Below are 16343 nucleotides of genomic sequence, written 5' to 3' on the forward strand. Positions count from 1 at the left end.
ATCGGGATCGACATCATGACCCCGTCGCGAAGGACTCCCGATGACCACCGCCGCCCAGGCCGCTCCCCCGCCCTCCCCCGACACCTCCGGCCACCCCGTCGCGCTGCGCGCCCGCGCCGTGACCCGCACCTACGGCAGCGGCGCCGGCACCGTCACGGCGCTGGACGCCGTGGACCTCGACATCGCCCGCGGCGCCTTCACCGCGATCATGGGCCCCTCCGGCTCGGGCAAGTCGACGCTGCTGCACGTGCTCGCGGGCCTCGACGAGGTCACCTCCGGCTCGATCGAGCTCGAGGGCACCGAGATCACCTCGCTGCGCGACGATGCCCTGACCCGACTGCGGCGCGAGCGGATCGGCTTCGTGTTCCAGTCGTTCAACCTGCTGCCGATGCTGACCGCGGAGCAGAACATCCTGCTCCCCCTCGAGCTGGCCGGCACCCGCGTGGACCGCGCCTGGCTGGACACCCTCACCTCCGCCTTCGGGATCGCGGACCGGCTCGACCACCTGCCCTCGCAGCTCTCCGGAGGACAGATCCAGCGCGTGGCGATCTCCCGCGCGCTGGTCACCTCCCCGGCCGTGGTCTTCGCCGACGAGCCGACCGGCAACCTCGACTCCCGCACCACCGAGGAGGTGCTGGACTTCCTGCGCCTCTCGGTGGACGAGTTCGGCCAGACCGTCGTGATGGTCACCCACGAGCGCGACGCCGCCGAGCGCGCCGACCGGATCCTCACCCTCGCCGACGGCCGGATCGCCTCCGACGAGGACCTGCGCGGGACCCGCACCGCGCGCTCCGCGCGTCACGGGCAGGAGCAGCGCTGATGGCCCGCTCCACCGTGAAGCTGACCCCGGTGCGCCGCCACCTCGCCGCGGTCGTCACCATCGCCCTGTCCTGCGCCTTCGTCGCGATCATGGTGCTGGCCGGGAGCCTGATGCAGGCCTCCCTGCGCTCCCAGGCCTCCCAGATGTACGAGGGCGCGGACCTGGAGGTCCAGCGCGAGCTGTCCGATGAGGACTGGGCCTCCGAGGAGCCGCTTCCGGCCCCCGAGGTCGAGGGCGCCGAGGCCGTGTGGCCCGCGCCCCGCAGCTATCTCGAGGCGAGCTCGACGAGCGGCAGCGGGTTCTTCGAGGCCACGATGCTCCCGCCCGGCCAGGAGGACTCCCTCGAGGAGGGCTCCGCCGCCGGTGCCGAGTCCGAGATCGTGCTCTCCCGCTCCGCCGCCGACGCCCTCGAGGTGGGGGTCGGCGACCCGATCACCGTGCAGGGCTCCGGCCCGGCCAGGGGCGAGGACCCCGCGCAGGAGACGGAGCGGACGCTCACCGTCTCCGGCATCGCCGTCGACCCCGCCGGCGCAGTCTTCGGCGGCACCCCGCGCCTGATGCTCCAGGACGTCAACGCCGCCGCCCTGCTCGGGCCGACCGCCGGGACGACCACCGACACCTGGCTCGCCACGGTCCCCGACGGCGAGGACCCCGCCGCGGTGGCCGAGGCCGCCTCGGCCTCCGCCGCCGAGGGCATCACCGTGCGCGGCGTCGAGGAGGCCGAGGAGGAAGCCGCCAGCGCCCTCATGCAGGGCTTCGGAGCGCTCGGGATGTTCCTCGGCGTGTTCGTGGTGATCGCGCTGTTCACCAGCGCCGTCGTCATCGCGAACACCTTCGCCGTCACGCTCGCGCAGCGCACCCGCTCCCTCGCGCTGCTGCGCACCCTCGGCGCGACCCGCGCCCAGGTCCGCTCCGTGGTGCTGCGCGAGTCGCTGCTGGTCGGGCTGCTCGGCGCGGCGGTCGGCGTGGTCGCCGGGCACCTGCTGGTCCAGGCCGCGCTCGCGGGCGCCGCCGGGCTCGGCTGGCTGAACGGCGTCGCCCCGGTGCCGGTGAGCCTGTGGTCGGTGCTGCTTCCGCTGCTGGCGGGCGTCGCGATCGCCGTGCTCGCGAGCCTCGCCCCGATGCGCTCCGCCACCCGGGTCGCGCCGCTGCAGGCGCTGCGCCCGCAGCCGCCCGCCGTCACCCGCGGGCTCGGGGTGCGCGGCGTGCTGGGCCTGGTGGCCGTGGTGCTCGGCGTGGCCGCGCTCGTCGGCGGCACCGCGCTGGCCCTGAACGGGGTCGCCGCGCTCGGCATCCTCGCTGCGATCAGCGGCGGGGTGCTGAGCTTCACCGGCGTGATGCTCGTGCTCGTCACGCTCACCCGGCCCCTCGCGGCCCTCGCCGCCCGTCTCGGGGCGCTGCTGGGCGGGCTGCCCGCCCGGATCGCCGGGGCGAACGTGGCCCGCAACCCGCGCCGCAGCGCGGCGACGATCGCGGCCCTCCTGATCGGCACCACGCTCATGACGATGATGACTGTCGGCGCCCGCACTGCGGAGGCGACCCTGACCTCGGAGCTGGACTCCCGTCGGCCGATCGACCTGGTCCTCTCCGCGGAGGCGATGCCCGAGGATGCCGCCGAACGGGTCGCCGCGATCGAGGGCATGGATGCCGCCCACGCCGGGGAGCGCGGGGACGTCGAGGTCGGCGCCGGCGAGCCGATGACCCTGTACTCCGTGACCCCCGAGACGGTGCGGGAGGTCTCCCACCGTCCCGAGATGGCGGACGAGCTCGCCGACGGCACGGTGCTGCTCGGCCAGGAGCGGGCCGAGCGCTTCGGGGTCCACGACGGCCAGGTCCTCTCCCTCGAGGGGGCCGACGGGCAGAGCCACGACCTGCGCGTCCAGGTGGATGCGAACCTGCAGATGTCGCTGGTGACCCCGGCGACGCTCGAGCAGCTCCTCGGGGAGGGGACCACCCCGGTCGTGCTCGCTGACTTCGCCGATCCCGGCACCGCCGAGCGCGAGGGGATCGACGTGTTCGAGCTGCTCTCCTCGGTCGACGAGCTCTCCGCTTCCGAGGGCTTCGAAGGGGCGAGCAGCGTTCCCGGCGGCGCCGAGCGCGAGTCCTACGCGCAGATCCTCGACATCCTGCTGGGCATCACCGTGGCTCTGCTCGCGGTCGCGGTGCTCGTCGCCCTGGTCGGGGTCGCCAACACGCTCAGCCTCGGTGTGGTCGAGCGCACCGGGGAGAACGCGCTGCTGCGCGCCCTGGGCACGACGCGCCGGCAGATGCGGGCGATGCTCGGCTGGGAGGGAGTGCTGCTTGCCGCGGTCGGCGCCGTGCTGGGGCTGCTGATCGGGTCCCTCTACGGCGTGCTCGGGATCATCGCACTGCTGGGCTCGACCTATCCGGTCTCGATCACGATCCCCTGGGGCCGCCTCGTGATCGTGCTGGTGCTGGCCCTCGCCGCCGGGGCGCTGGCCTCGGTCCTGCCGGGCCGCGCCGCCGCGCGCACCGCCCCGGCCGCCGCCCTCGCCTCCGCGGAGTGAGGAGCTGAGGACAAAGGCGGTCGACGGCGCGGGCACGCTCCCACCGCCGCGGTGCCCGCCGGACGACCGTCGTCCGGCGGGCCCGCAGGCTGTCATAAGCGGCGGAGCGGGAGCGGTCCTACGGGACTCAGTCCTGCCGCGGCAGCGGGGTGGAGCGCACCAGCTGCAGCAGCAGGAGGAAACCCGCCACCGCGAGCACCAGTGCGAGGGCTCCCTGCCAGTACAGTCCGCCGCGCAGCAGGCTGGCACCCACCAGCGCCTGGAACAGCTGCCAGGTGATCCCGTAGCCCAGCCCGAACCGGCCCCGCAGCAGCACGGAGCGAGCAGCGATCGCGGCCCCCAGGGTGAACACCAGCAGGAACACCCCCAGGGCGATCATCAGCCCAGGTCTCGCGCCTGCGGTACCGGACAGCCAGAAGGACGCGGTGGCCGCCGCTGCGATCATCAGCGCCTCGAGCGCCAGCACCAGAGCCGCTGCAGGGCGGATCTGGGGACGCGGATCGTCCTGGGTCTCCGGGGTCGGGCTCCCGGGGCGAGGGGTGGAGGGCATGGAGGAACTGTAACGGGCAACGGGCAGGCGCGGCCCACTCGCACCGGGCTGGACGATCGGGCGTTCCGGATCAAGTCCCTACCGTGTGGGAAGTGCCACCCAGCTGGAGCGAGAAGACCCTTGTAGCCAGGTCAGCCGCGCCAGACAATGGGTTACGGCCCATTTCCGCGAAGGGTCCCGGGGCCTCCCTCCGGGCCTCGTCCCCGCGGGAGCGGGGCCCTGAGACCGAGACCGTCCCGCCCAGGACGACCCCCGTCGCGCCTCACCCTCCGAGGTGGTGCGGGACGTTCAGGAAAGAGAGAGTGACGATGGACTGGCGCCACCGTGCCGAGTGCCTCAACCATGATCCCGAGCTGTTCTTCCCGATCGGGAACACCGGACCGGCGATCACGCAGATCCAGGAGGCCAAGGCGGTGTGTCAGAAGTGCGACGTCATGACCGCGTGCCTGAAGTTCGCCCTCGAGACGGGGCAGGACTCGGGTGTCTGGGGCGGTCTGTCCGAGGATGAGCGCCGCTCCCTCAAGCGCCGCAACGCTCGCGCCCGTCGCGCGGGCTGATCGCGCAGGGGTGCCGCACCGCGCGGGCTGACCGCGCAGGGGTGCCCGGAGCACCCATCGGATGTGCTGCGTACCCGTCGGCCACGCTCGTGCTCGTCTGGCGCACTGACGGGGGCGGAGCCTTTGCGCTCCGGATCAGGTGCTGATCGGGTCGAGGTACACCTCGATCGATGCACGGGTGCCGCCCTCGGGGCGGTCGTGCCAGGTGAGGGTGCCGCCCAGCTGCCCCTGCACCAGGGTCTGGGCGATGTTCGTGCCCAGCCCGCTCGGCTTGGACGATCCCATGCCGACGCCGTCGTCCTCGATGTCGATGACCAGGTGCGAACCGGTGCGGGCACTGCGCACGGTGAGCGTTCCGCCGGTCTCCGAGAGCCCGTGCTCGACGGCGTTGGTCGCCAGCTCCGTCACCACCAGGGCCAGGGGCGTAGCCTCCTCCGCGCGGATGGAGCCTGCCCGTCCGATCTTCTCCGTGCGCACCTCCACCTGGGAATCGGTCAGGCGCGGGGTGCCCGCGCGATGCACCGAGGCGCTGGCCGCGTCCACGGCCAGGCGCAGGCAGCGGTCGATCACCTCGTCGAAGTACACGGCCTCCTGGGAGCCCTGCAGCAGGGCCTCGTGGACCAGGGCGATGGTGGACACGCGACGCATCGCCTCGGTGAGCGCCTCGCGGGCCTCATCGCTCTTCATCCGCCGGGACTGCAGGCGCAGCAGGGCCGCGACCGTCTGCAGGTTGTTCTTCACCCGATGGTGCACCTCACGGATGGTGGCGTCCTTGGTGATCAGCTCGCGTTCCCGCCGCCTCAGCTCGGTCACGTCCCGCACCAGGATCACCGCACCGATCCGCCGGCCGTTCTCGGTCAGCGGCACGGCCCGCAGCGACAAGGTGCCTCCCCTGGCCTGCATGTCGGAGCGCCAGGCGGCCCGACCCATCAGCACCAGCGGCAAGGACTCGTCCACCGGGACACGGCTCTGCAGCACCCCGGTGGAGAGCTCCGCGAGCGTGGTGCCAGCCATGTCCCCCTCGATGCCGAAGCGGTGGAACGCCGACAGGGCGTTGGGCGAGGCCCACTGCACGACTCCCTGGTCGTCGAGCTCCACCACGCCGTCGCCCACGCGCGGTGCACCGCGCCGCGGCGGGATCGGTGCGCCCTCGATGGGGAACGCGCCCTGTTCGAGCATGCGCAGCAGGCGCATGCCCAGCTGCTCCTGCTTCGCCCCACTGTCCGACGGGGCACCGTTCTGCGCCGGGGACTCCACGGCGAGCGCCGCCAGCGTGATGCCGTTCTTGCGCACCGGTACCACGAGACCGCGGGCCTCGCGCCCCTCTCGGCGGATGCTGTGCGCCGTGCGGGCGGGCTCTGCTCCCCCGAGCAGCTGCGAGATCTCCGGCGCCTCGCCCTTCTCCAGCACGATGCCGACGGGGTCCTCGTAGTAGACGGTGGAACCGGTGGCCGGGCGGCAGTGCGCCACCGCCATCGGCTTCCCCTCGCGCTGGACCCACAGCACCAGATCGGCCCGCAGCAGGTCCGAGACGAGGTTCCAGTCCCCGACCAGGTGCTGGAGCCACTCAGCCCCCTTCTCGGTGAACCCGGCGGAGTCGGCGACGTACTTGGAGAGGCTGGCCATGGATCAAGGATAGGGGCGCAGGCCCGGGCCCCTGTCCGGGCTGGCATAGGCTGAGCGGGTATCCCCTCGGAAGGAAGACGATGAGAGTCCACGAGACGCTGACCCTGCCCCTGTCCGCTAACGAGGCCGCCGCGATGTATGCCGATCCGGCCTATGCGGAGATCCGCCGGGACGCACTCGGCGCCAACGGCGCCACCTCCTCCGTGGACGGAGATCCCGCCGGCGCGTTCACCGTGCGCACCGAGCTGGTGCTGCCCACGGATCGAGTCCCGGAGGTGGCGCGTCGTTTCGTCGGCTCCCGCCTCACCGTGCACGAGGAGCAGAGCTGGTCGGCTCCGGCCGGGGACGGTTCCCGCACCGGCCGCAACCGCCTCGAGGTGGCCGGCATGCCTGCGGGCATCGAGGCGGCCGTCAAGCTGATCCCTGCCGGGGATGATTCCTGCACCCTGGACATCGACGGGGACCTGACGGCCAAGGTGCCGCTGATCGGCGGGCGGCTGGAGAAGGCGGCACTGCCGTACATCTCCTCGGTGCTGAAGGTCGAGCAGAAGGCGGCAGCGACCTACCGGGAGCGGCGGGTCTGAGAGGTCACGCCCCGGGGCGGTCCACGTGCACCAGCGCCCCGGGCCCCTCGGAGGAATCGAACCACAGCAGTGCGGGATCGGTGTCGTCCTGCTCCGCGGTCCGGGCATCCTGCTCGGTCACGTGGAAGCTCGCGATGACTGCGCGGGCACCGGTGCGCAGCCGCACCCCGTAGGCACCCCCGCTCGCAGTGTGGGGCTCGACGGCCTGATCGGTGACATCCGCCGCGATCACCAGTGCGCGTGAGGCGGGTGCGGACGCCTGCAGCGCGACGTGGACGGCGTCCTGGATCGCGTCGTACTCGAGGTCCTCGATGTCCTGGCCGGGGCGGTCGGAGCGGGCCTCCGCGGTGACCGCCCAGGCCTCACGCCCGGCGGGCAGGTCGATCTCGCGGCGGGCGGCGAGCAGGGCGGGCCGGTCCTCCGGCGCCAGAGGCAGGTAGATGCGCATGGCGCGATTCTCCCATCACTCGTTCGTCGGGGCCTGCAGCAGTGCGGACTGCACGGCGATGTCACGGATGCCACGGCGCAGCGCCGAGCGCGGTGCGGCCTCGGCCAGCAGCGCCCCGTCCCAGGATGCCGAGCGGCATGTGGTGGTCTCCTCGGGCAGCAGGTGGAGGGCCGCCACGGGGATGCGTGAAGCGATGAGATCCCGCACCCGATCTCCGGGAATGGGGGCCCCGACCCGGTTGACGATCACGTGGAGTTCGGTGACGTCGAGTTCCTGGAGCCTCTCGTGGTCGCGCAGAAGTCTCGTGATGCTCACAGGATCCGCGGCGACCACCGCGACCACCGCGTCTGCCCGCTGCAGGGCGGAGATCGCGGCGGCGTTGCGCTGGGGCGCCACGGTGTCGTAGCTGAGGTCCTCGTCCTCCTCGAGCACAGCGGCCACGTCGACCACCACCGTGCTCCCGCGCCGCAGCAGCGCATCCCACACACCGTCCAGGCCACCGCGGCTCAGCTCCGGCCAGCGGGCAGGCACCCCGATGCCGCTGAGGAACCGCAGCCGCGGCTGTATCAACGGCAGCAGGGACTCGAGCGTGCTCTCGTCGAGGGTGTCGCGATCGTGGGCGCGGCACGCCGCGACGATGCCGGGGGTCTCGTCGAGCACTCCCAGCTGCTGGGAGAGGCTCGGCCCGTAGGTGTCGGCATCCACCAGGATCACCTCCTGCCCTGCAGCGGCGGCCTCGGAGGCGAGGTTGACCGCCATCGTTGAGCGTCCTGGCGCGCCCCCGGGACCCCAGACCGCCACCAGGCGACCTGCTGCCGCGTCCGCGGCCGCGGCGGGCTCGTCCGGCTGCGGGTCGCCGTCCTCCGGGCCATTCACCGCCTCCTCGATGATGGCCAGGATGTGCTCCACCGGCGCGGACGCATCGATCACATGGCGCAGGCCCAGCCCGGTGCGGTCAGTCGCATCCGGTCCGCGCAGACCCACCACGGCGGCTCCGCGCAGCAGATCAGCCAGCGGGTCCCTGCCTAGCCCCCGCACGGACAGATCGATGAGAACCACGTCGCCGACGCCGGCGGCGACCACCGCGAGGGTCTCGGCCAGGTCGGCGCAGCGACGCACCACTCGAGCACGGTGCTCGGCGTCGTGAGCGAGGTCGTGCACGATCCTCACCTCATCGCTGCCCGAGGCGCATAGGACGACGTCGATCACGGCGCGATCCCGTGGGTGCCCGGAACACCGATCACGTCCAGGCGCTCACCCCGGGCGAGGACCTCCAGCAGCGGCCCGACCTGGTCCTTGGGGACCAGGACCTCGACCGCCATCGATCGCATCCCCAGGGAGCTGCCCTCGTCGACGCGGCGCACCACCGCATCGGAGACCAGCAGTTCGGCGCCCTGGCCGGAGGCGTCCTGCACGTCCGAGGGGCGCGTGTGCCAGAGCTCGACCTCAGCTCCGGGCACGACGGATTCGGCCACGGTGGCGTCGACGGGGATCACCACGGGACGCAGCGGGACATCGGCACCCTGGCCGAGCGCCGAGACGGGGAGCAGCTCCCCCGCCTGGATCGTGCGGGTGGCGACCGCACCCTCGGGGACCGCATCGACGGAGCCGACGTACATCGCCTCCTGCTCCCCCAACCTCAGTTCCACAGTGGTGAGCTGATCCGGGTCGATCTCCTCCCCGGGGACGATGGTGCCGCGTGCGACCAGGACCGGTGTGGTCGCCGAGAGCCGCGAGACCAGCAGCGCACCCATCAGCACGCTGGCCACCACCAGGACGATCCCGATGATCAGGCGCGGGTCCTTCCATCGCGGTCGGCGCAGCCTCATGACCGGGGCGGTCACCCCCATGGCATCCTCCTGTCGATCGGAGCGGACTCCTCACCGGCGCCCGACCCATCGGTGGAGCGGACGGTCGGGACCTGCGGGGAGAGTACGTCAGCGATGACGGCGACCGGCAGGCGGCGGCTCCCACTGTGGACAAAGGTTCACTGGGTAGGCTGGAGGGCCTGTTCATCCACAGCTGAACGCCGCTGTCCACAACGGCGCAGACAACCGATCCAGGAATATGACAGCCTTCCCCCTGTCGTGCCGTCTCCACCGGGAGGAATCACCGATGCAGCCTCGCTTCGTGCCGCTGTCTGATGTCGCCGAGATGCTCTCGATCTCCGCCTCCCAGGCGTACGCCCTGGTGAGGTCCGGTGAGCTGCGCGCCATCAAGGTGGGCGGCCGAGGGCAGTGGCGTGTGGAGATGACCGAGCTCGAGTCGTACATCGAACGCAGCTACGCCGCCACGGAGAACCATCTGGAGGAGGAGCGGGCCAGGGAGCGACACAGCCAGCTCTGACCCCCGCCTCACCCGATTCGCATCACCGTGAGTGCGTCGATAACCACGGTCACGCGTCCGGATCCCGGGACCGCACTGGACTCTCCGGTCGGGATCGTCTGCAGGTCGAACGCATCTGCACCCACGGCGGAGATCCTTCCCACCAGCGTTCCCGCGGCCGTCTCCGCTCTCACCGTGGCGCGGTCGCGGGCGATGCGCCGCAGCAGCGCCCCCAGGGGCAGTTCCCGGACGGCTTCCGTCCTTCCTGGTCGCGCCCTGCCGGGCAGTCCCTCCACCAGTGCGATCCGGCGCACGGGCACCAGCAGCATCCCGGCCCTTGACGCCTCCCGCAGGACGACCCATCCATCCCCCACCAGCTCCACCGCACCGCGCACTAGCGTGCTCGTCCCCAGGTGGAGGGTGAGCACAGCTCCGTCGGAGCCGCGCAGGCGGTCGTACAGCGTCAGCTGAGCGCGCTCGGCCCGGGTGAGGTCCTCGGAGACGGCGCGCATCTCCTGGCGCTCATGGTGGGCGAACTGCCCCTCCAGGTCATCGAAGATTCGCTCGAAGCGCATACTGCCCACTGTAGGGTCCCCGCCGCGACGCACCTGACGGCACTTTCGTACCACCGGCGACGTGAGACCGGCACCTTCGTGCCACAAGCGCATGCGATCCGTTGTCCACATGGCACCTATGGCCCATTGTGCGCTGGCCCACATCTCCTTATCTTGCTGTCTATCGGCTCGACCAACACCAAACTGCATCAAACGACACGATCGATTCCGACTCGCGGCGGGGGTGTTCGCCTCCACCGCGGATCGGAAGGGGACAGGGGAACCATGGGCACCGCAGCACCACCTCGACACCGACCGCCGGATCCGACACCGCGCACCGGTTCCGTACCGGTGGCCTCACAACGGCCGCTGGACACAGCCGAGGCCATGCCCCGCCCGGCCTCGGCAGTGACTGCGGTGGTGCTGTCGGCTGCCGGACTCGCCGTGCTCTCGGTGCTCGCACGCGGTCTGCTCCCCCAGGCGCTCGAGGGCCACGCCGAGGCCGCCCTGCTGGCCTGGGTGCTGATCGCACTCGCCTCCGTGGGCGTCGTGCTGTGCGCCTACCTCGTGGTGGTGTGGACCCTGGTGGCAGCAGCCCTCGTCCTCGGACCTGCTTCCCGGTCCGGCCGCGCACTGGTGGCCGCACTGCGTGTGATCGCTCCACGTGTCGCTCGGCGGCTCACGATCGGCGCTGCGATCGCCGGCGCGACCTCCGGGCTCATCCTGGGCCCAGCCACAGCGGTCTCCCTCGACGACCAGCCTGCCCAGGCCTCGCTCTCCGGTACGACCTCCCACTCCCTGGGCATCGATCCCCCGGCCCCAGCATCGGTCGAGACGGACCGCGCGGCTGCCGAGCACTCATCACGGGAGCGGGGAGCCGCCCTCGCGACGCTCGGCTCCACAGTCCCAGCAGCACCGGTGCCGCTGGAGTCCCCGGACCACTCCCCGCATTCCGCGGCCGAGGATCCCGGTGAGCTCCCGCCCCTGGGCTGGGGGCAGCAGGACCCGCAGGGGGGCGGCTCCCCCGGTGCCGATGCACCGAGCGCTCAGCCTCCCGTTGCTCAGCACGATGCCCCCGCCGAGGGGATCCGACCATCAAAGACGCCCACGGGCACCGTCATCACCGTTGTCGTCCAGCCGGGCGACACCCTGTGGAGCATCACCGATCAGCTGCTCGGACCGGACCCTGATCCGGCCGTCGAGATCGCGGGCGCTTGGCCGGCGATCTACGACGCCAATCGTGACCGGATCGGCCCGGACCCGGACCATCTCGTGCCCGGCCAGGAGCTCCTCATCCCCGCACATCTCACCGTCCAGGAGAAGCCATGACCACCACCGATCAGCGTCCGGCCACCGCCGCCACGGAGCAGCAGATCCCGCTGAGCGATCCGCGCACGGCAGAGAGGATGGTCGCTCCCGTGGCACGGTGTGCGGTGGAGATCATCCGTGACATGCGGCCGGAGAACGCGTTGGCTCGGATCGTCACCCCTGAGGTGGCAACGATGCTCTCCCGCAGGGCCGCTCTGACCCGTCGGCTCCGCGCGACCACCGGCTACGCCCCCGCGCAGCGGATCGCGGTCAGCGGGGTTCGCACCTGCGTGGTGAACGAGCGCACCGTCGAGGCCAGCTGCGTGCTGCGCGACCCGGACCGTTCGCGCTTCCTCGCGATGCGGTGGGAGCTGCGGCACAGCGGCTGGCGGGTGACCGTGCTCGAGGTGGGCTGACGCACACCCCGGGCAGGCTGCACCCTTCGCCCGCACCCGTGGGCGAGCTGCTGCCTGGAGCCGGTCGTCAGCAGCGGCGCTGGTCAGGATCGCGTACCGCGGTCCTCACGGCCGGGCTTGTCCCGGTCCCTGCGAGCACCGCCCTGCTCACCCTTGGCCGCCGTTCGCTTGCTCTGGCGAGCAAGCTTGCGACGCTGAGCGCGCGAGAGCGAGGACTCGTCCTGCACACCGGTGCCCTCGGCCGAGGTGTAGCGCAGCTCGCGAGCGCTCGGGCCGTCGTCCAAGCCCTTGGCGTGCAGTACGACCCGCTCTTCCTCCTGCACGGATACGGAAGCCTCCTCGACGTCGTCCTCGGACGAGGCTCCACTCGGTGCGGAGCTCTTCGATTCCTGTGCCTCGGTCGCATCCTCCGGAGATCCGAGGACTCCTGAGGTCCCGCCGGGCTCCCCGGCATCCACGTCCGCGCCCGGGGTCTCCGACTCTCCCCTGGCTCCCTCGTCCGTGCTGTCGTCGCCGGGCTCTGCTGCGCTCGTCCCGGTGGGAGCCCCGGACGTGGCTGCGAGAGCCCCGCTCATCGCCGAGGTGGACTTCAGCAGGTCGCTGACCGCCTTGGGCACGACCGGCTCGGCCTTGGTGACCTGGACCTCCAGGTTGAACACGTAGCCGACCGTGTCCTCCTTGATGCCCGCGACCATGTCGTTGAACATCAGGTGGCCCTCGCGCTCGTACTCCACCAGCGGGTCGCGCTGCGCCATCGCCCGCAGGCCGATGCCCTCCTTGAGGTAGTCCATCTCGTAGAGGTGCTCGCGCCAGCGGCGGTCCATCACCGACAGCAGCACGCGGCGCTGCAACTGGTGCAGGCCGGCCTCGCCCAGCTCCTCACGACGGGCCTCGTAGGCCAGGCGCGCATCGGCCAGGATCTCCTCCTTGAGCAGATCGGCCCCGAGGTTCTCCTTGCCGCCGACATCCTCGATGAGCTCCTCGGCGGTGATCGACACTGGGTAGGCGGGCCGCAGTGCGCCCCACAGCTCATCCAGGTCGAAGTCCTCGGGGTTGCGCCCCTTGGTGTGAGCATCCACGATGCCGCCGAGCACCTCCTGGATGAACCGCTCGATGTGATCGTCGAGGTCCTCGCCCTCGAGGATCCGAGCCCGCTCGCCGTACAGCTTCTTGCGCTGCTTGGTGAGCACGTCGTCGTACTTCAGCACGTTCTTGCGGATCTCCGCGTTGCGGGACTCGATCGAGTTCTGTGCCCGCTCGATCGCCCCGGAGACCAGGCGCCCCGACATGGGCACGGACTCGTCCACCCCACCCCTGGCCAGCAGCGACTCCGCTGCACCGGCGTTGAACAGGCGCATCAGATCGTCCTGGAGCGACAGGTAGAAGCGGGACTCGCCCGGGTCACCCTGTCGGCCGGAGCGGCCGCGCAGCTGATTGTCGATGCGACGGGACTCGTGCCGCTCGGTGCCCAGTACGTACAGGCCGCCGAGCTCGACCACCTCGTCGTGCTGCTCGGCCACGGACTCCTTGGCACGCTCCAGTGCGTCATCCCAGGCGGCCTCGTAGCCCTCCGGGTCCTCCTCCGCGTCCAGGCCCTGGTCGGCCAGTGCCGCGTGGGCCATGAACTCGACGTTCCCGCCCAGCATGATGTCGGTGCCGCGACCTGCCATGTTGGTGGCCACCGTGACCGCGCCCTTGGCGCCGGCCATCGCGATGATCGCGGCCTCCTTGGCGTGGTTCTTGGCGTTGAGCACCTCGTGGGCGACGCCCTGCTTGGTCAGCAGGGTGGAGAGGTACTCGGACTTCTCCACGCTGGTGGTGCCCACCAGCACCGGCTGACCGCGGTCGTGCCGTTCCACGATGTCCTCGACGACGGCGTCGAACTTGCCCTTCTCGGTGCGGTAGATCCGGTCGGGCTGGTCCTCGCGCAGCATCGGCTTGTGGGTGGGGATCGGCACCACCCCGAGCTTGTAGGTGTTCATGAACTCGGCGGCCTCGGTCTCGGCCGTGCCGGTCATGCCGGAGAGCTTGTCGTAGAGCTTGAAGTAGTTCTGCAGGGTGATGGTGGCCAGGGTCTGGTTCTCGGCCTTGATCTTCACCCCTTCCTTCGCCTCGATGGCCTGGTGCATGCCCTCGTTGTAGCGACGACCGGCCAGGATGCGACCGGTGTGCTCGTCGACGATCAGCACCTCACCGTTGAGGATCACGTAGTCCTTGTCCCGCTTGAACAGCTCCTTCGCCTTGATGGCGTTGTTGAGGAACCCGATCAGCGGGGTGTTCAGCGACTCGTAGAGGTTCTCGATGCCCAGATGGTCCTCGACCGCGTCGATCCCGGACTCGAGGACACCGACGGTGCGCTTCTTCTCATCGACCTCGTAGTCGCGGTCACGGCGCAGCACCTTGGCCACCTTCGCGAACTCGCTGTACCACTTGTTGACGTCACCGGAGGCGGGCCCGGAGATGATCAGCGGGGTGCGGGCCTCGTCGATCAGGATCGAGTCGACCTCGTCCACGATCGCGAAGGAGTGGCCGCGCTGCACCCGGTCCTCGGGCGCGAGCGCCATGTTGTCGCGCAGGTAGTCGAAGCCGAACTCGTTGTTGGTGCCGTAGGTGATGTCGGCGGCGTACTGCTCGCGGCGCTCGGCGGGGGTCATCCCGGACTTGATCACCCCGGTGGTCAGGCCCAGTGCGCGGAACACGCGACCCATCAGGTCGGACTGGTAGGTGGCAAGGTAGTCGTTGACCGTGACGATGTGCACGCCCTTGCCGGCCAGCGCGTTGAGGTACGCGGGCAGCGTGGCGACCAGGGTCTTGCCTTCACCGGTCTTCATCTCAGCGATGCGGCCGCGGTGCAGCGCGGCACCGCCCATGATCTGAACGTCGTAGGGGCGCTGGCCGAGGGTGCGGCTGGCCGCCTCGCGCACGGCCGCGAAGGCCTCCACCAGGATGTCGTCGAGGGTCTCGCCGTCCTCGAGGCGCTCCCGGAAGTGCTCCGTCTCCTCCCGCAGCTCCTCGGCGGTCAGGTCGGCGAAGACGTCCTCCGCCTCCCCCACCTTGCGTGCGATGGTCTCGAGCCGTCGAAGCTCACGTCCTTCGCCCGCACGCAGGATCTTGTCGAAGAGGTTGACCACTCGTGCTCCCGTAGATGTCTGGAATCGTCCTGGCGGACCGGTCGTGCCTGCCCCATCGTAAGCGTCACCCCGCAAGGCACGTGACGGGGCGAGCGGATCCTCACTCCGGAACCGGTACCGAACTCGTTCCGAGCGCAGCCAAGAGCGCGTCCGACAGCTGCCCGGTGCCCGCCCCGGTGCGCACCTCGATGCGTCGCAGCCCCCGCCAGCGAGCGGCCCGGTGCAGCTCGGGCACCAGCGCGCTCATCACCGCCTCGTCCGCGGGCCGGTTCCGCTCCGGCAGCAGCGGCAGCGGCTCCCGGTACGTGCCGCGCACCTCCAGCACACCCCGTCCGCGATCGGCCTTGAGGTCGACGCGGGCGGGGAACGTGTCGCCCTTCAGGAACAGCAGGGAGTAGTAGCCGGTGGTGCGGCGGGCCGCGGGCGTGTAGATGCCGATGCGGTAGTCGACGTCGAACAGCGCCTTCAGCCGCGGCCTGTGGAACACGATCGGATCGAAGGGGCTCACCAGCGCTGCGGCGCGCACCGGCACCGGCCGTGGCGCATCCCGGTGCAGGAGCATCGGCAGCGCGCCCGCAGGATGGGAGACCTCGACCTCCGTGAGCACCCCGGTGCGCAGCAGCTCGGCGACGACCGGGCGAACCTCGCCCACGCCGAGGCGGAAGTAGTCGGCAAGGGCACCGGTGTCGGCGATGCCCAGCGAACGGGCCGCCAGGGCGACCAGGGTGCGCATGTCATCGGCATCGTCCCGCCCGCCCTCGGGGTCGATGGCGGTGCTCGGGGGTCGCTGCGCGGGGAGGTAGAGGCGCTCGAACTGGGGCGTGCGGCCCACGCACTCCAGCCGGCCCGAGCGGAACAGGTACTCCACGGCCCATTGGCTGCTGGTGCGGCGCCAGCCCCAGCCCTCGCCGCGGTGCTCGTCACCGAGCTGGCGGGAGACGGCGGAAGCGCTGATCGGCCCGTGCTCCTCGATGGTCGCGAGGATGCTCTCCAGCAGATGAGGGGACTCCTGGGCGGCGCGCCGCACCGCACCCCAGTCGCGATCGGCCGCTCGTCGGCGCCGGAAGTCCAACAGGGAGTGCACCTGCTCGGTGACGAAGGCTGCTTCGTGCGCGAGCGCCTCGTGGACCAGGCGCGAGGGACCCGGGCGTGAGGCACGGTCCAGGACGCGCTCGTCCCATGCTCCGGCGCGGGTGAACACGGGCATGTGGTGGGCCCGGGCGAAGACGCTCACCGAGTCGATCTGCAGCAGGTGGGTGTGGGCGAGGGTACGGGCCAGGGCTGCGCGGCTGGCACGCCGCGAGGGCATGGACTCATGACGGGCTCGACCGATCCCCTGGGCTCGAAGCGCGATGCGACGTGCCTGCGCCCAGGTGATCCTCGTGCTCGTCATCGTCTCCGGGTCCCGTCCCTGGTTCTGCGCCTGGTTCCGTCGTGTCCTCCCACGCGGAGGAGCCCGCGTGCGTGCGAAGGCGGGGGGGCGGGGGTGCCGCCCA

The 16343-nt window shown here is 71.3% G+C and carries 15 protein-coding genes; 7 read left to right on the forward strand and 8 right to left on the reverse strand.

Annotation, left to right across the window (positions count from 1 at the left end; genetic code table 11):
* Positions 1-40: 40 nt before the first annotated feature.
* Positions 41-820, forward strand: coding sequence for an ABC transporter ATP-binding protein (locus M3B01_RS12420; RefSeq protein ID WP_259792464.1), 780 nt, complete (start codon positions 41-43; stop codon positions 818-820).
* Positions 820-3348, forward strand: coding sequence for an ABC transporter permease (locus M3B01_RS12425; protein ID WP_259792466.1), 2529 nt, complete (start codon positions 820-822; stop codon positions 3346-3348). Before M3B01_RS12420 ends, M3B01_RS12425 begins: the two co-directional genes overlap by 1 nt.
* A 127-nt stretch (positions 3349-3475) precedes the next feature.
* On the opposite strand, the gene M3B01_RS12430 is transcribed toward M3B01_RS12425, so the two are convergent.
* The gene (locus M3B01_RS12430; RefSeq protein WP_259792468.1) at positions 3476-3898 is read right to left on the reverse strand and encodes a hypothetical protein; all 423 of its coding nucleotides are present in this window, start codon (positions 3896-3898) and stop codon (positions 3476-3478) included.
* A gap of 308 nt (positions 3899-4206) precedes the next feature.
* On the opposite strand from M3B01_RS12430, the gene M3B01_RS12435 reads away from it, so the two are divergent.
* A complete protein-coding gene (locus M3B01_RS12435) occupies positions 4207-4455 on the forward strand; it encodes a WhiB family transcriptional regulator (protein WP_031307255.1) in 249 nt (82 codons plus the stop codon).
* Between the two features lie 135 nt (positions 4456-4590).
* Here the strand turns inward: M3B01_RS12435 and M3B01_RS12440 are convergent, their stop codons facing one another.
* Positions 4591-6081, reverse strand: a complete 1491-nt coding sequence (locus M3B01_RS12440) for a sensor histidine kinase (protein WP_259792470.1) — start codon at positions 6079-6081, stop codon at positions 4591-4593.
* A gap of 80 nt (positions 6082-6161) precedes the next feature.
* On the opposite strand from M3B01_RS12440, the gene M3B01_RS12445 reads away from it, so the two are divergent.
* Positions 6162-6665 (forward strand): DUF2505 domain-containing protein, encoded by a 504-nt coding sequence (locus M3B01_RS12445; protein ID WP_259792472.1) that lies wholly within the window; start codon positions 6162-6164, stop codon positions 6663-6665.
* A 4-nt stretch (positions 6666-6669) separates the two neighbouring features.
* On the opposite strand, the gene M3B01_RS12450 is transcribed toward M3B01_RS12445, so the two are convergent.
* From M3B01_RS12450 to M3B01_RS12460, 3 genes are read right to left on the reverse strand one after another with little or no spacing between them, the layout of a single operon-like run.
* Positions 6670-7113, reverse strand: a complete 444-nt coding sequence (locus M3B01_RS12450; RefSeq protein WP_259792474.1) for a DUF6912 family protein — start codon at positions 7111-7113, stop codon at positions 6670-6672.
* 15 nt (positions 7114-7128) lie between these two features.
* On the reverse strand, positions 7129-8274 hold the full coding sequence (locus M3B01_RS12455) for a P-loop NTPase (RefSeq protein ID WP_259792475.1): 1146 nt from the start codon (positions 8272-8274) through the stop codon (positions 7129-7131).
* A gap of 44 nt (positions 8275-8318) precedes the next feature.
* On the reverse strand, positions 8319-8963 hold the full coding sequence (locus M3B01_RS12460; protein WP_193864703.1) for an SAF domain-containing protein: 645 nt from the start codon (positions 8961-8963) through the stop codon (positions 8319-8321).
* A 265-nt stretch (positions 8964-9228) separates the two neighbouring features.
* Between M3B01_RS12460 and M3B01_RS12465 the strand changes: the two genes are divergently transcribed.
* A complete protein-coding gene (locus M3B01_RS12465) occupies positions 9229-9459 on the forward strand; it encodes a helix-turn-helix domain-containing protein (RefSeq protein ID WP_193864702.1) in 231 nt (76 codons plus the stop codon).
* Between the two features lie 8 nt (positions 9460-9467).
* Here the strand turns inward: M3B01_RS12465 and M3B01_RS12470 are convergent, their stop codons facing one another.
* Positions 9468-10013: a hypothetical protein gene (locus M3B01_RS12470; protein WP_193864701.1), complete on the reverse strand. Its 546-nt coding sequence runs from the start codon at positions 10011-10013 to the stop codon at positions 9468-9470.
* A gap of 366 nt (positions 10014-10379) precedes the next feature.
* Here M3B01_RS12470 and M3B01_RS12475 point away from each other — a divergent pair, with 366 nt between their 5' ends.
* Both M3B01_RS12475 and M3B01_RS12480 read left to right on the forward strand, forming a co-directional pair.
* Positions 10380-11321: a LysM peptidoglycan-binding domain-containing protein gene (locus tag M3B01_RS12475; protein WP_259792482.1), complete on the forward strand. Its 942-nt coding sequence runs from the start codon at positions 10380-10382 to the stop codon at positions 11319-11321.
* Positions 11318-11716: an Rv3235 family protein gene (locus M3B01_RS12480; RefSeq protein ID WP_259792485.1), complete on the forward strand. Its 399-nt coding sequence runs from the start codon at positions 11318-11320 to the stop codon at positions 11714-11716. Before M3B01_RS12475 ends, M3B01_RS12480 begins: the two co-directional genes overlap by 4 nt.
* A gap of 83 nt (positions 11717-11799) precedes the next feature.
* Here M3B01_RS12480 and secA read toward each other — a convergent pair whose 3' ends face one another.
* Both secA and M3B01_RS12490 read right to left on the reverse strand, forming a co-directional pair.
* Positions 11800-14847: a preprotein translocase subunit SecA gene (gene secA, locus M3B01_RS12485; RefSeq protein ID WP_259792487.1), complete on the reverse strand. Its 3048-nt coding sequence runs from the start codon at positions 14845-14847 to the stop codon at positions 11800-11802.
* A gap of 100 nt (positions 14848-14947) precedes the next feature.
* Positions 14948-16156 (reverse strand): winged helix-turn-helix domain-containing protein, encoded by a 1209-nt coding sequence (locus tag M3B01_RS12490; RefSeq protein WP_259792489.1) that lies wholly within the window; start codon positions 16154-16156, stop codon positions 14948-14950.
* Between the last annotated feature and the right edge of the window lie 187 nt (positions 16157-16343).

It is taken from the genome of Brachybacterium sp. p3-SID957, from assembly GCF_025144775.1.
In the GTDB taxonomy this organism is placed as follows: domain Bacteria; phylum Actinomycetota; class Actinomycetes; order Actinomycetales; family Dermabacteraceae; genus Brachybacterium; species Brachybacterium epidermidis.

Coding starts and splice junctions, on each gene's coding strand:
- M3B01_RS12440 (WP_259792470.1), bottom strand. CDS start 6,081: ATGGCCAGCCTCTCCAAGTACGTCGCCGACTCCGCCGGGTTCACCGAG.
- M3B01_RS12470 (WP_193864701.1), bottom strand. CDS start 10,013: ATGCGCTTCGAGCGAATCTTCGATGACCTGGAGGGGCAGTTCGCCCAC.
- M3B01_RS12475 (WP_259792482.1), top strand. CDS start 10,380: ATGCCCCGCCCGGCCTCGGCAGTGACTGCGGTGGTGCTGTCGGCTGCC.
- M3B01_RS12450 (WP_259792474.1), bottom strand. CDS start 7,113: ATGCGCATCTACCTGCCTCTGGCGCCGGAGGACCGGCCCGCCCTGCTC.
- M3B01_RS12435 (WP_031307255.1), top strand. CDS start 4,207: ATGGACTGGCGCCACCGTGCCGAGTGCCTCAACCATGATCCCGAGCTG.
- M3B01_RS12420 (WP_259792464.1), top strand. CDS start 41: ATGACCACCGCCGCCCAGGCCGCTCCCCCGCCCTCCCCCGACACCTCC.
- M3B01_RS12480 (WP_259792485.1), top strand. CDS start 11,318: ATGACCACCACCGATCAGCGTCCGGCCACCGCCGCCACGGAGCAGCAG.
- M3B01_RS12460 (WP_193864703.1), bottom strand. CDS start 8,963: ATGGGGGTGACCGCCCCGGTCATGAGGCTGCGCCGACCGCGATGGAAG.
- M3B01_RS12430 (WP_259792468.1), bottom strand. CDS start 3,898: ATGCCCTCCACCCCTCGCCCCGGGAGCCCGACCCCGGAGACCCAGGAC.
- M3B01_RS12425 (WP_259792466.1), top strand. CDS start 820: ATGGCCCGCTCCACCGTGAAGCTGACCCCGGTGCGCCGCCACCTCGCC.
- M3B01_RS12490 (WP_259792489.1), bottom strand. CDS start 16,156: ATGCCCTCGCGGCGTGCCAGCCGCGCAGCCCTGGCCCGTACCCTCGCC.
- M3B01_RS12465 (WP_193864702.1), top strand. CDS start 9,229: ATGCAGCCTCGCTTCGTGCCGCTGTCTGATGTCGCCGAGATGCTCTCG.
- M3B01_RS12445 (WP_259792472.1), top strand. CDS start 6,162: ATGAGAGTCCACGAGACGCTGACCCTGCCCCTGTCCGCTAACGAGGCC.